Source organism: Autumnicola tepida (assembly GCF_031846485.1).
GTDB classification, from domain to species: domain Bacteria; phylum Bacteroidota; class Bacteroidia; order Flavobacteriales; family Flavobacteriaceae; genus Autumnicola; species Autumnicola tepida.
In genome coordinates this window covers 1-15,351 of record NZ_JAVRHQ010000008.1, presented here as the reverse complement: position 1 = coordinate 15,351, position 15,351 = coordinate 1, and the positions used below count along the sequence as shown (strand labels likewise).

The 15,351-nt window shown below is 40.4% G+C and carries 4 protein-coding genes and 3 pseudogenes; 2 read left to right on the top strand and 5 right to left on the bottom strand.

The features are described from left to right. Positions 1-292: 292 nt before the first annotated feature. From RM553_RS08150 to RM553_RS08130, 5 genes and pseudogenes are all read right to left on the bottom strand, one after another. Positions 293-1,183, bottom strand: a complete 891-nt coding sequence (locus tag RM553_RS08150) for an outer membrane beta-barrel protein (protein WP_311534430.1) — start codon at positions 1,181-1,183, stop codon at positions 293-295. A gap of 39 nt (positions 1,184-1,222) precedes the next feature. After that, entirely contained in the window at positions 1,223-8,974 is a 7,752-nt protein-coding gene (locus RM553_RS08145; RefSeq protein ID WP_311534429.1) for an MBG domain-containing protein, read from the bottom strand. A gap of 991 nt (positions 8,975-9,965) precedes the next feature. Then, the gene (locus tag RM553_RS08140) at positions 9,966-10,328 is read right to left on the bottom strand and encodes a response regulator transcription factor (RefSeq protein ID WP_311534428.1); all 363 of its coding nucleotides are present in this window, start codon (positions 10,326-10,328) and stop codon (positions 9,966-9,968) included. 88 nt (positions 10,329-10,416) lie between these two features. Further along, positions 10,417-12,768: a sensor histidine kinase gene (locus tag RM553_RS08135; protein WP_311534427.1), complete on the bottom strand. Its 2,352-nt coding sequence runs from the start codon at positions 12,766-12,768 to the stop codon at positions 10,417-10,419. A gap of 129 nt (positions 12,769-12,897) precedes the next feature. After that, positions 12,898-13,692, bottom strand: a pseudogene (locus tag RM553_RS08130) (IS1595 family transposase). A 103-nt stretch (positions 13,693-13,795) separates the two neighbouring features. Between RM553_RS08130 and RM553_RS08125 the strand changes: the two are divergent. Both RM553_RS08125 and RM553_RS08120 read left to right on the top strand, forming a co-directional pair. Continuing rightward, positions 13,796-13,940, top strand: a pseudogene (locus tag RM553_RS08125) (Y-family DNA polymerase); the annotation flags it as partial. Positions 13,941-14,528: 588 nt separating this feature from the next. Then, positions 14,529-15,351, top strand: a pseudogene (locus tag RM553_RS08120) (hypothetical protein); the annotation flags it as partial.

Genomic DNA, 15,351 nt, shown 5'->3' with positions numbered 1-15,351 from the left:
TGAATGGGAGGGAATGACCGGTTTTTCAAATTATAAGTAATTACAAGTCTTTCCAGAGGCTGAAAAAAATTGATCCCGCTTCAACACATTATCAACTTTAAAAAGTTGGCCGGTTTTATAGAAAAGAATCAAAAGAAGGATTATTATCTCTTTTGTCGGAATCTTTTGAAGGTAACCTTCTTTTGTAGAGAAAAATTTGGTAACCAATTTCCATCTCCATCTACTGCATGTGCAAAAAAATCAGCCCCTTCCTAATTGAAGAGGCTGATTTTGATGCAAATTATTTCCCTGTTTAAAACCGGAAGCCGTACCTGATTTTAAGTCCGAAAGCCAGGGTTTTTACTTCATCTACATATGCCGTGGATGCTGTATTACTTGCTGAAGTAAGCAGGCTGTTATTTGTAAAGTTCATGGGATCTTCAGCATTATAAGCAATAAGGTCTAGCCCGTTTTTTTCAGGCTTTATGTCCTTTAACCCATAGTCTACAAACAAGCCCATGTAGAGTGTCTGGTCATTTTCCAGCATGAATTTCACCCCTGTTTCCAGGTTAAGGATCAAATTGGTTTGAAGCCCAAGGTCAGACCTTGAAGTATTAAGAGCCCCAAAATCCCCAAACCCGGCGAACATCGGCTCGCGGAGCTCCGCATAATACTGCTCATAATACCCGCTGGTGGCCAGCGAAGAAGCCTCTGTTTCATATTCAGATTTAAGCACAAAACCCATCTTTGCACCTGCCGCGGCATAAAACCGGGCAATGTCCCCGGTTTCAAACTGAACTTTTAAAGGCACATTCAGGAAATACGCGTACTGGTTTTCCCGGAAATCTTCTGCCTGGTATCGGAATTCAAATGCTTCTCCTTCCGGATCTGCAGTGGCATAAGCATCTGCTACAGAGGAGAGCTGAGCAGCGCCTTCCATATACTGAAGTCCTGCACCTGTGCCGATACTCCAGTTTTCAGAAAGATAATACGCATACTGCGCTCCAAAGCCAAAACCGTTTTCCAGCTCGCTTTTATCCTGTAGGACTTCATAATCAAGTTTTGAGAAGGAGCCCTCCAGGTAAAAGGAAACTTCGTTTTTAGACTGCCCATAGGAATTTCCCATGGCAGCGCAAACCAGCATAAGCAGTAACAGCTTCATAATTGATTTGCCCCGGTAAGTATTTTTATAATTGAATTTCATAAGATTTTATTTGATGATTTAGAATGAATTCCGTTCCCGTTAGCGAACAATAAATTTTAGCGATTTACTGCGTTTGTTTGTTTTAATGCTAAGGATGTAAACACCTGCCTGCACGTTGTACGGCAGCTCGATGGTGGTAATTTTCTTATTGGAACTCATTCTTTCAATAAGCGCCCCATTCAGGTTATGGATGGAAAGCTGCATGGTAGCCAGTTCTTCTTTCGGGAAATCTGCAAGCAACTCTAAAGATGCCCCTGCATTTACCGGGTTTGGAGACAGCACCACGTTGTAGGAGCTTCTCAGCTGGATGGTAGTGGAACAGGTTTTTAATACCTCTCCGTCTTCAGTGGTCATTTCCACATAGTAATTGCTTTGGGCATCCAGCGCATCACCGGCGTTGTCACCTTCAGAAAAGTATTGCCCGGTTCCGATAAGGGCTCCGTTTTTGTACCATCTAAAGCTTTCAAACTTATACCCCCCGTTGGTTGCGGGATTGTTGTTTACCAACAATACATTATTGAACTTCTGCACCACGATATCCTCAAAATCAAAGGTTTTCTCAACTTTGATATGGTAGGTCCTGCTGGCATTTCCATCTCCTGAAGTCACCATTATGGTTTTGTTGTAAATCCCGGGAGCAGGTGTTTCGATCGTAAACATTTCTGCATGATCTGCGGAAGAACCGCGGTTGGATTCCAGCTGGATCTGCACCTGGTCTTCATCACTGCCACAGCCAATCAGGTAATAAATATCTGTGGTAGGATTGGAGTAGGAGGTACCGTTGATCACCACGTTGTCCAGTCTTGCAGTACTGTTTACGATGTTCAGTGTCCTGGTAACAGGAGTTGCAGCTTCATAATTCTGGTTGCCAGGCTGGGTAACGGTAATGCTGATGGCGCCTGCGGCAAGCAGCCTTACAAATCCGCGCTCGCTTACCGTGGCTGCAGGTTCGGTGTTTTCAGAAGTATAGGTGTACTTCACAGCCAATCCTGAAGTTGAAGTAGCATCCAGCAGGAAGTTATCATCGGTTTGCAGGTTCCTGTCTGCAGGTTCATCAAAAGTGATGCTTTGCGTGGCCTTGTTAATAGTAAGCTCTGCAGACAGCACTTTATCAATATGGTTCTCCAGGCTTACGCTTGCGGTAACCGTATAACTTCCGGCGTTTGTTTTAGCATTGTTATTGTAGCTTACACTTGCACCTTCAGGGAGTCCAATCACACTAAGAGTGTGTGGCTGGCCATCGTAGGTAAAAGTGGCACCCTCAAAACTTAGCCCTTCAATTTCTATCGGCTCGATTACCAGGGAAACTTCTTTTGAAGCGGACAGGTAATTCTCTGTTTCTTCGGAAGAAATTGTTACCTCATAAGTTCCTGCGTTTGTAAACCCTTGTGCCGGAGCATAGGTCAATGCAGATTCCTCATGGTTCAGTTTAGCTGAAACATTTTTAATCGTTCCATCGTAGGTAAAGGTTTGAACAGCTTCGGCAGTAATTACCGCTTCGGCTTTTTTGATGACAAGCTCTGCAGTCAGGACTTTATCATTGTAGTTTTCCTGGCTTACCGTTGCAGTCACTTTATAAGTACCTGCATTAATTTGCTCATTATCGGCATATTTTACGGTTGCTCCTTCTGGAAGATTTTCCACAAAAATGCTATGCGTTGTATTATCATAGACAAAACTGGCATCGGCAAAAGTCACTCCTTCAATTTCCGCATTTTCGATTTTCAGCGAAACGTCTTTGGAAGCTGACAGATAATTGTCAGTTTCTTCAGCTGAAACAGTTATTTCATAAGTACCTGCGTTGATATAGCTTTGTGCAGGAGAATATGTCAATGCAGTTTCCTCATGATTTAGTTTAGCTGAAACATTTTTAACCGTACCATCATAGGTGAAGGTCTGCGTTGCATCGGCAGTAATTACCGCTTCAGCTTTGTTGATCACAAGATTTGCAGTCAGCACTTTATCATTATAGTTTTCCTGGCTAACTGTAGCGGTTACTTTATAAGTTCCCGCATTGATCTGGTCGTTGTTTTCATAATTTACGGTTGCACCTTCCGGAAGGTTTTCCAGGAAAATGCTGTGAACTTCGCCATTATAGATAAAAGTGTCATCTGCAAAAACAACTCCTTCAATTTCGGCATTTTCGATCACCAAAGAGACATCTTTGGAAACAGACAAATAATTGCCGGTTTCTTCCGCGGAAATTGTTACATGATATGTACCGGCTGCAGTATATCCTTGCTGCGGACTAAAAGTTAGCTGCGCCTCCTCATGATTTAGTTTAGCCGAAACATTTTTAACCGTTCCATCATAAGTGAAGGTCTGAACAGCTTCGGCAGTGATTACCGCTTCAGCTTTTTTGATCACAAGATTTGCAGTGAGTACTTCATCATTATAATTTTCCTGGCTGATCGTTGCAGTTACTTTATAAGTATTGGCATTAATTTGGCCGTTATTGTCATACTTAACGGTTGCACCTTCAGAGAGGTTTTCCACAAAAATGCTATGCACTGTCCCGTCATAGATGAAACTGTCGTCTGCAAAAGTTACTCCTTCAATTTCGGCATTTTCGATTTCCAGCGAAACATTTTTGGAAGTCGATAGGTAGTTATCGGTTTCTTCCGCGGAAATTGTTACCGGGTAAGTTCCGGCTGCGGTATAACCTTGTTGCGGGCTGTAAACCAATTCAGTCTCAGAATGATTCAGCTTGGCTGAAACATTTTTAACCGTTCCGTCATAAGTAAAGGTCTGAACAGCATCGGCAGTGATTAAGGCTTCAGCTTTTTTAATGATTAGATTTGCAGTCAGTACTTTATCATTATAATTTTCCCGGCTTACCGTTGCGGTTACTTTATAAGTTCCTGCATTGATTTGCCCGTTATTGTCATACTTTACGGTAGCATCTTCAGGAAGGTTTTCCACAAAAGTACTGTGAGAATTTGCGTCGTAGATAAAACTATTATCAGTAAAAGCTAATCCTTCAATTTCCGCGTTTTCGATTTCCAGGGAAACTTCTTTGGAAGCCGATAAATAATTATCGGTTTCTTCAGCAGAAATAGTTACATCATACTTTCCAGCATTGGTAAATCCTTGTGCCGGAGCATAAATTAATTCAGTTTCCTCATGGTTTAGGTCGGCTGAAACATTTTTAAGTGTGCCGTCATAAGTGAAAGTCTGAACGGCTTCCGCAGTGATTATTGCTTCAGCTTTGTTGATGAGAAGATTAGCAGTCAGTACTTTATCATTGTAGTTTTCCTGACTTACCGTGGCAGTCACTTTATAAGTACCTGCATTGGTCTTGTCATTGTTCTCATACTTCACTGTGGCGCCTTCAGGAAGACCGGATATGGCTAAGCTATGAACCTCTCCATCATAAGTGAAAGTTTCATTTTCGAAAGCCACTCCTGTAATTTCTGCATTTTCAATTTTCAGCAAAACTTCTTTTGAAGCAGACAAATAATTGTCTGTTTCTTCCGCTGAAATGGTTATGTCATACTTTCCAGCATTGGTAAATCCTTGTGCCGGAGCATAAATTAATTCAGTTTCCTCATGATTCAGCTTAGCTGAAACATTTTTAACTGTTCCATCATAAGTAAAGGTCTGCACGGCTTCGGCAGTGATTATTGCTTTGGCTTTTTTGATGACAAGGTCTGCAGTGAGTACTTTATCATTGAAATTCTCCTGACTAACGGTTGCAGTTACTTTATAAGTTCCCGCATTGATCTGGTCGTTGTTTTCATACTTTACGGTTGCACCTTCAGGAAGATTTTTTACAAAAATACTGTGTGCTGTCCCATCATAAACAAAATTATTATCTGCAAAAGTTACTCCTTCAATTTCGGCATTTTTGATTTCCAAAGAGACATTTTTGGAAGCCGACAAGTAATTATCAGTTTCTTCCGCGAAAATTACGATTGGGTAAGTTCCGGCCTTGGTATAACCCTGCTGCGGACTGAAAGTCAGCTGCGCCTCGTCATGGTTCAGCTTAGCTGAAACATTTTTGATTGTTCCATCGTAAGTAAAGCTCTGAACAGCATCGGCAGTGATTACCGCTTCAGCTTTTTCGATGACAAGATCTGCAGTCAGCACTTCATCATTAAAGTTCTCCTGGCTTACTGTTGCGGTTACTTTGTAAGTTCCAGCGTTGATTTTGCCATTATTGTCATACGTTACAGAAGCCCCTTCAGGAAGGTTTTCCACAAAAATGCTGTGTGCGGTTTCGTCATAGACAAAACTTTCACCTGCAAAAACAACTCCTTCAATTTCGGCATTTTCGATCACCAAGGAGACATCTGTGGAAGCTGATAAATAATTATCAGTTTCTTCCGCAGTGATCATAATTGGATAAGTTCCTGCTGTAGTATATCCTTGCTGCGGGCTAAAGCTTAAGCCAGTTTCTGAATGATTCAGTTTCGCTGAAACATTTTTCACCGTCCCGTCATATGTAAAGGTTTGAGTAGCCTCCGCAGTGATAACCGCTTCGGCTTTTTTGATGACCAAATTGGCAGAAAGTTCCAGGTCATTATAATTCTCCTGGCTTACGGTTGCTGTTACTTTATAAGTTCCTGCATTGATTTGCCCGTTATTGCCATACGTTACAGAAGCACCTTCAGGAAGGTTTTCCAAGAAAATGCTATGCGTTTTCCCGTCATAAACAAAACTATCGTCTTCAAAGACAACTCCTTCAATCTCGGCATTTTCGATCACCAGCGAAACATTTTTGGAAGCCGATAAATAGTTATCAGTTTCTTCCGCGGAAATTGTTACTGGATAAGTTCCTGCTGCGGTATAACCTTGCTGCGGACTGAAGCTTAAATCAATTTCTGAATGGTTCAGGTTCGCTGAAACATTTTTCACCGTCCCGTCATAAGTGAAAGTCTGAACAGCTTCGGCAGTAATTACGGCTTCGGCTTTTTTGATGATAAGATTTGCAGTCAGAACTTTATCATTATAATTTTTCTGGCTGACCGTGGCGGTTACTTTATAAGTTCCTGCATTGATTTGCCCGTTATTGTCATACTTTACAGAAGCACCTTCAGGAAGGTTTTCTACAAAAATGCTATGCGTTGTCTCGTCATAGACAAAGCTGTCATCTGCAAAAGTTACTCCTTCAATTTCGGCATTTTTGATTACCAAAGAGACATTTTTGGAAGCCGAAAAATAATTATCGGTTTCTTCCGTAGAAATTTTTACCGGGTAAGTTCCTACTGCGGTATATCCCTGCTGCGGACTGAAAGTCAGCTGCGCCTCCTCATGGTTCAGTTTGGCTGAGACATTTTTAAGCGTTCCATCATAGGTAAATGTCTGCGTAGCATCAGCAGTAATTACCGCTTCGGCTTTTTTGATGACCAAATTGGCAGAAAGTTCCAGGTCGTTATAATTCTCCCGGCTTACGGTAGCGGTTACTTTATAAGTTCCTGCATTGATTTGCCCGTTATTGTCATAAGTTACAGAAGCCCCTTCAGGAAGGTTTTTCACAAAAATATTTTGAGTGGTGCCGTCATAGACAAAACTGTCATCGGTGAAAGTGACTCCTTCAATTTCGGCATTTTCGATCACCAAGGAGACATCTGTGGAAGTTGATAAATAATTATCGGTTTCTTCCGCGGAAATTGTTACAGGATATGTTCCTGCGGCGGTGTATCCCTGTTGCGGACTATAGCTTAAGTCGGTTTCTGAATGATTCAGCTTGGCTGAAACATTCTTAACAGAACCGTCATAAGTAAAATTTTGAACAGCTTCGGCAGTGATTACCGCTTCAGCTTTGTTGATCACAAGATTTGCAGTGAGTACTTCATCATTGTAATTTTCCTGGCTTACTGTTGCAGTTACTTTATAAGTATTGGCATTAATTTGGCCGTTGTTTTCATACTTTACGGTTGCGCCTTCAGGAAGATTTTCCACAAAAATGCTGTACGTTGTCCCGTCGTAGATAAAAGTATCATCGGCAAAAACAACTCCTTCAATTTCGGCGTTTTCGATTTCCAGCGAAACATTTTTAGAAGCCGACAAATAGTTATCGGTTTCTTCCGCTGAAATTATTACAGGGTAAGTTCCTGCTGCGGTGTAACCTTGCTGCGGACTAAAGCTTAAATCGGTTTCTGTATGATTCAGCTTGGCTGAAACATTTTTAACCGTCCCGTCATAAGTAAAGTTTTGAACGGCTTCGGCAGTGATTACCGCTTCGGCTTTTTTGATAGTAAGCGTGGCTGTTAATGTTCTGTCCCCACAGCTGGCATGGGCTGAAGTTATCGTTGCGGTAATTTTATAGCTGCCAGCATTGGTGTAAGTATTGCTTACATCATAATCAACAGTTGCTCCTTCGGGTAATCCGGCTACTGCTAATGTGTGCGCATTGCCATCATATACCACTTCATCATTAGAGAAAGTTACCTCTTCAATATCGTTCTTATTGATGGTAATCTCAAAGCTGTTCTCATCTGAACAGCCATTTTCATTTTTTCCGTAGACATATAAAGTCTGCGTACTGGTTATTTGAGCTCCGGCTGAAAGTGCTGTTCCTTCACCATCTGGCTGTGTATAGTAATTTCCTTTAGTTAATGCCGGAAGGCTGTAGCTGCCGCAGGCAGTAACATTGGTCGGAGCGTCTACCTTATATGGTACCGGTTCTGTAATAGTAACACTAGCCGTGTCTGTACATCCATTAGCATCGGTAACTGTTACAGAGTAAGAGCCGGCAGAAAGCTCTGTAGCTGTGGCGGTGTTCTGTGCAGTGGGATCATCCCATAATAAGGTATAGGGTGCTATGCCATTTGCAGGTGTAACTGTAGCTGTTCCGGTGGAGTCTCCATTACAGCCTACATTAATTTTGGAACTTATGGAAGCGGTCATGGTGCAGCCGCCAATACCGGTTCCCTGGATATCGAAACTATAGGGTACATTCTCTCCCCCGTCACCATTAATGGTAACTGTGGCGGTTCGAAGTCCCGCAGCTTTTGGATCAAAATCAAGCACTAAATCTGCTTTATGTGTATATTCCATTGTTAAAGCAGGCATAGAAACTACTGAGAAATCTTCGGCATTTGCACCACTTATTTTTATGGATCTAGTCCCATTAATTATTACAGCTCCCCTATGAATATTCTGTACTTTGATGGTACGACGCCTTGTATTTTCAAAAACTGTAGCTTCCCCAAAATCTACCGGAGCTTCTTCAGACACAGCTTTCTCATTACTGGTTACCTCAATAAAGCCGGGATCAAATTTCGGGAGGTTATCTTTCGTAAAGTCATACGAATCAAATGGTTTATGGTATATACTGCTTTCTACTAATTCCACCGTTACTGTCTTCCAGCCCATGGCTGAAACTACTGGCAAAAAAAATGTGCCTTCCGGTGGCTCAACATTGGTAAACATGATTTTATTTGCTTCCAGGCTAAATTTTTCTTCTCCCAAACGCTTTGTATAGACGCGCAGGTTTCCGGTAGTCCTGTCTAACACTAATCTGGCATATTCACCTTGTGTTCTTAAGGCGGTACCAAAATTCTCGGTGTCGACATGCCTCTTTAAACCATCCCTGCCCCTAAAGGCCCATTCATCTGCATACATTCCTACTTCGTGGTCAATAGGGTAAATTTGCGGATAGGAAGCTATACCAAAGGAGCAGCCCAACCGGCCTGGCCAGTAACCATCTGCGACAATTTTAATGGTCCAGGCATAAATAGCCTCACTATCGGTCATAGCTGGATATGTCCGCACAAAACCATGTCGGCTCATATTAGTAGGCCAGGTATAAGTATTTTCGTGATTCTCAAATTTAAAAAAGTTCATATCCTGTCCTGAGGCTGTAAGAAAGGAAAATAATAGTGCTACAGAGCAGAGAAATTTATTGATTTTTTTGTAGAAATGTTTCATTGGTAATAATAGAGAAGGTTAGATGTGAAATATTAGGTTGATTTAAGGAAAGCAGATATAAAGGGCAGGGATTTACTTCCTACCTTGGTGTTATTTCAAAAAATTTTAAGCGATTAGGCTAGGAAAAAATTAAGCCTTTTGCAATGGGATGCTAAGTAATTTATTTTCATATGATGCGATTTGGGGCGGTTAATCGGTTTTCACTTTAAGATTTCATAAAGATCGAAAGAGAAAATTTTTTCTTTTCTTTTAAGAAATCGGTGGTTAATTTAGTATTTTTTAACAAGAAAAAACAAATTTTTTCCTTTCATACCTCAAAACTAACACTTAAACAGGTTTTGTGCAGCCAAAGAAGAGGCAGCTGCTGTACAGCTATTCTGCGGTTCTCAAAGAGATAAGAGAGAAGTAATATTAATTATACAGTAAGTTTTTACCTACAATTCTATTTATGAGCTATTTGAATTTTTCAGCATAAGATTTAATTTTTGAAAGAAGAATAGAAAATATGAGAAAATTATACCTGGATGATGTTCGCAGTCCTGGAATGTTCTATTTTCTTTTCTGAAGCGGAAGCTTTTACAGTAATGTGCACTTCCAAAGAATTTGTAGGAGGTTGAATTAAGTTCGCTGGCTCTATCTCAATTGTGGGTACTGGTTTAAAAGAAGTTTCCAAACATTAATGAAGCTACTGAAAGTGAGAGACGGAAGCTATTTTCAGCCCTGGTAATTATCGAATAAGTGTAAACCTGGAGCAAAATATTGCCTGCTGCTTTCCCTGGCACTTTACAACAGGATAAAGCGTGATAAACAGAATTTTTTCGAAGAACTTTTTGTTATTTCATCCACAAATTTTTTTAGCTCGTCATCAGGAATGAATATATCTTTATTAATTTTTCATGCTCTATTATCAAAGTCTTGCTTCAAGAACTGTTTCGATGCATTGGTATAGTTCTTCAACATCAAAAGGTTTGGGTAAAAATGCGTCGGCTCCAGATCCATCAGCAATAGACGGATTTGCATGTGCAGACATCAATAAAATCGGGATTTCCTTTGTCTCCCTGGCATCTCTTAAATTTTTGCAGAGATCGACACCGTTACCGTCAGGTAGCATTATATCCATCAGGATGAGGTCGGGGATTTCCTTGTTGATGGTTTTAGTAAAGGAGGTGGCATTTGGAAATGCCTGTACTTCAAAATTTTTATGGATAAGAAGAACACTCATTAAATCACGTAGCCCATAATCATCTTCCACTAAATAAACCTTTTTCATCTTTTAATTCTAAAAAATCAAAGATATAGTTTCATTAATTCTTTAAAATTTAAGGCTTTGTTAAAAATGCCTTAGATGCGGGTTAAATTTAGCAAATCCGGGGTAGCATAAAATAAAATTCTGAGCCTGCTCCCACTTTACTTTCTACTGCCAGCTGGCCATGATGGGCATCAATAATTTGTTTGGTAAGATACAAGCCAAGCCCAAGGCCATTAATCCCTTTTGTAGATTCTGCTCTGTAAAAACGGCTGAATACCTGCTTTTGTTCTTCTTCCGTAAGGCCAATTCCTTCGTCCCGGACGCCAACCCGTATATTTTCATCATTAACCGAAAGGTTTAAATGTACTTTTTGCGCCGTAGGGGAATATTTTACCGCATTGCTAAGCAAATTAATTAGTGCCTGCTCAAGACGCTGCTTATCGGCTTTTACTATAACCGGATTTTCCCCCAAATTGGTTATTATTTGATGAGTGGATGCACTATGGCTAAAAGTTTCGGCTAAATCGAGAAGCATTTCCCTGAGATCGAACTCTTCATAATGGAATTCCAGTTTCCCTGCTTCAATCCGGGACATGTTTAAAAGATCTTCTATGAGAGTATGTAGCCTATCGGCCTGTTCCAAAGCCTTGGAAAGAAACAACCTGCTGGAGGGCTCTTCAATTTTCTTTTCCAGTATCTGCAAATATCCCTTCACGGTAGTTAATGGAGTTTTTAATTCGTGGCTCGCCAGTGCAATAAATTCATCCTTTTTTTCGCTCAGTGATTTCACTCTTTCAAAAAGCCTGGAATTGTCCAATGCAATGGCTGCCTGTGCCGCAATGCTCTTGATCATCATTTCATGTTCCTCCTGGAAGACGCCTTTCTCCGGATGTCCAAACAACAGTCCTCCTGTAACTTTTCCGGAGGACGAAATAACCGGAATGGCCATATAACTTACTACTTTTAGGTGGCCCGGGGGCATTCCGTTGAAAGGATAATTTTGGCCGTACCGCGCATCACTGGTTATATCATCTATTCGCACGGCACCCTGTCCTGTGAAAGTAGACTGAAATACTGCTGTATGGCGGGGCATTCCCAGATTTTCGAACGCTTCTTTCGGGGCTCCGGAGAGCGTATAAAGCATCATCGATTCGCCATTTCCATTTTCGGTATTATAGAAAAAAGCTCCAAATTTCGCTCCTGAAAGTTTAGTACATGCGTCGGTGACCTTTTGTATCACCGTCTGTACGTCCAGGTTTGAAGAAATGTCGCGGCCAACAGAATTAAGGATGTTAAGCTTTACATTATAAGCTTTAATCTTTTTCCTGAATCTGATCTGTTCTTCAATATTACGAGCAATTTTGGAGGCCCCGATAATAGCTCCCTGCAGGTTTTTTATGGGAGATACACTAAGCGAAACGGGTATTTCTTTACCTACCTTTGTTACCCGTACCGTTTCAAAATGCTGAATTTTTTCCCCGCTCTTTATTTTTTTCAGTATCAAATCTTCTTCCTGAAGGCGTTCGGCGGGAATCAGCAAAGTGATGGGTTTTCCCAATACCTCTTCTTCCGAATATCCAAAGATTTTTGAGGCTCCATGATTCCAGCTGGTAATCGTACCATTAAGATCTTTGCTGATAATAGCATCGTCTGAATGCTCTACTATAGCAGAAAGATGCGCCTGTTTTTTTTCAGATTCCAATCGCTCTGAAATTTCCCGGGCCACTTTTGAAGCGCCAATTATCCTGCCCGCAGAATCTTTGATGGGCGAAATGGTTAACGAAAGCGGGATCTCTTTCCCTGTCTTGTCCAGGCGAATAGTCTCAAAATGCTTAATTTGTTCTCCTCTTTTTATTGTATCCAGAATCATGCGTTCGTCCTTTAGCCGATCTTCAGGAAAAAGAAGGCTTATATGTTTACCTATCACTTCTTCTTCGGTGTACTTAAAAAGCTTTTCCGCTGCTTTGTTCCAACTGGTAATGTGCCCGTTTAGATCTTTGCTGATAATGGCATCGTTGGAGTACTCTACTATAGCCGAGAGCCTGGCATTTTTTATTTCTTCACTTTCTGTCGAATAATTGGGTATAAGGCAAAAATTTACCAGCTGTTCTCCCTGATCGGCCTTTAATGAAAATGAAGTGCTCAAAAGGAAGGACTGATTCTTAGGCCCAGCCTTTACCTGTTTATTAATAACTGGATTCCGGGAATGTAAGATTTCAAGAAGGGGCGAGTTTTCTGAAGAAATTCTACGGCCGTTGCCATCAAAAAACTTGAGGGTTTTTATCTCAAAAACTGAAGTTCCGGGAAGTGCTTTTAATTCACATAGCTCATCGAAGGCAGTATTGCTGAGGTGTAAAATTCCCTGTCTGTTACAGGTAAATAAAGGAACGGGCAGCTCTTTTAATAGCTGTTCAACACTGAATGATGGCGCAGATGACAAGGGGCTTTCCGTAGATTTCATAGATTTTGATAATCTTTACATACTGCAATTTAACTAATTTAACTTTTGTTGAACACTAATAAAAACAGGTTTTTCTTGTGAAAGAAATAATTTTATGGGGGCAGGATATAATTTTACAGAGGTCAGTAGTTAATTGCAGATAATTTGTTCATGATATACTTTATCCTTTTTGATCATGTTGATAATAGATTAGTGAAGATTGTAGTCTTGCTTTGTGAACGATAATCCTATAACAGAATTCACTAAAATACCTATTGATGTTGAATCACTCAGTCAGGGATAGGTTGTTCTTATCCAGGACTTTATTTGATATATAATTGTATGAAGAGCTTTGAAATTAAGCCACCGTTGCTCTCAATCTGAATGATATCCTAAGCCTTTGCAATGGGTTTATACCCTCTCCACCTGTCAGTTGTTATTTTCGCATTAATATGATCAACAAAAAAATATGGCAGGGACCTGGCCGAAAAATCATCGATCCTCATAACATACATCCTTTTCACCTTGTCATCATCCGTTAGATCAACAGCCGTTATTGCTTTCTTTTTTTAGCTTTATAACTTCTGCCAATTTGTTTTTTCTCGCGTGCACCCAGTACAAATTCATCGATGTAGATAGTTCCACTCATTGAATGATTGCCATTGCTCTCCATGGCCTCCCGTACTTTATGCATAAACAAACGGGCTGTCTTTTCTGTAGCCCCGAAACGAACAGAAACAGGGTATTGGAGGTAGCGGAGTTCTGGTGCGCACAAATATTGCAGATTCTTGAGAAATCCTTCCTTACCTAAAGTTTTTTATGGCCACATTTGCGGCATTGGAAACCATCACTCCACTTGATTCCAGCCAGGTATTCTTTACAATCTTCATCATTTTTGAACTGATTAGGGAACTCCAGGAGATTTTGACCCTTGAAAATATTCATAATATCTTATTGGCCGAAAAGGAAAACTATAAGCCAATTAAGGTTACTAGTGATAACGAATTTCTCATCTGGGGGATGGTTACGGCTGTAATAAAAACCTGTAATATTTGCACTTGTAGACTGTAATAAGTTTTATGCCTCATGTGAAGGATGTTTAACCCCGGGCTGGTAAACCTGTCGTGGTACTTAGCAATAATGACGGTTGTGAAATAGTCTGCTCAAATGAAGCTAAGGCTCTTGCTATTCCTACTACCATTATAAACAGGAGTTATAGCCTCAATTTAGAGACCTGCATGACCACCTATGAGCGGGAATTGGCCAGGATAAGGGCCAGCCGTTTTTTGCATTAAAGCCTGGGGAGTTGGTAGTGTATGCGGATGGGGAGGAAAATAATGGACTTTAAGTTGGAAAAGATGAAGAGGTCTCTGTTTGATAAGGAAAGTGTTCCTCAGGAAATTTTGACAAAATCTTTTGGTGGAATATTTACAGATATTAATAATATCTTCGAAGGTTAAACTGGAATATTAAACCTTCAAAAGGCTGGGTATTTGGCTAACAGATCCACCTTTTAATTATAATAATTAGTTTCTTGAGGTGATTTATGGAATTTGGAACTAAATGAAAATCTCCAGGTAGACTCAACGATTTAAAAACTCGTGGCGTATAAGATATCCTGACTACGGCTACACGGATTACCTGAGATTTTGCACACCAATGGAATGATTAATATTACTAAAGAGCTGGCGGAATAATAAAACCTCTGATCCAGATTTCCTAATAATTGGAAGAAGTATTTCAAAAGCTCATCAGATATCCTTACCTGCTATTAAGGAAGAATGAAAGAGGCATGTTTTGAGGTGCCAATTGTATTAGACTACAGAAATGATAGTGAACCTAATGACGGCATAGTTGGTTCCTTTGGAACAAACTCATCTATTTCCAGGGTGTGGATAGAACATACTAAAGTTGGAATCTGGGTTGATAATTCCAAAAGATTGATGGTCAAAGATTGTCGTTTTCGAAATACTATTGCCGACGGTGTTAACTTTTGTATAGGTATGACTGAATCTGTTATGAATGGATGTACTGCGCGAGGTACCGGCGATGATTCATTTGCAATTTGGCCGGCGACCTTCGGAAAGCAAAAATATAAACCTGGAAACAATTTAATAACAAGATGTACGGCTCAGTTACCCTTTTTAGCAAATGGGGCTTCTATCTACGGAGGGGAGAGTAACAAAATCGAAAATTGTTTCTTTAGCGGTGGTTCGCAAGGTTCCGCTATTTTAATAAGCACAACCTTTCCTACAGTAAATAAGGAGGTGAACAATAATTTTAGTGGTGTTACAACTATAGAAAATTGTTCAATAGAAACTAGTGGTGGGTTTGATCATACCTGGGGATGGCGCTCAGCTGTGCAAATTTGTGTTGACAATTACAATATTTCCGGAATCAACATTAAGAAGGGTCTTCAAATTAATAGAAGTTTGTCTGAAGGCTTTAGCGTTATAGCTCGTGAACGGGAAAAGAGATCTAATTTTTTAGCAAATGCAATCTTTGGAAACATACGGATATACAATTCAAGAATCGCCGCTAAAAGTAAGGGGGCCTTATGGTATCCGAAAGGTGAATATAGCACCTTAATTCCGAGTGCAGAAA

Coding starts and splice junctions, on each gene's coding strand:
- RM553_RS08150 (WP_311534430.1), bottom strand. CDS start 1,183: ATGAAATTCAATTATAAAAATACTTACCGGGGCAAATCAATTATGAAG.
- RM553_RS08145 (WP_311534429.1), bottom strand. CDS start 8,974: ATGAACTTTTTTAAATTTGAGAATCACGAAAATACTTATACCTGGCCT.
- RM553_RS08140 (WP_311534428.1), bottom strand. CDS start 10,328: ATGAAAAAGGTTTATTTAGTGGAAGATGATTATGGGCTACGTGATTTA.
- RM553_RS08135 (WP_311534427.1), bottom strand. CDS start 12,768: ATGAAATCTACGGAAAGCCCCTTGTCATCTGCGCCATCATTCAGTGTT.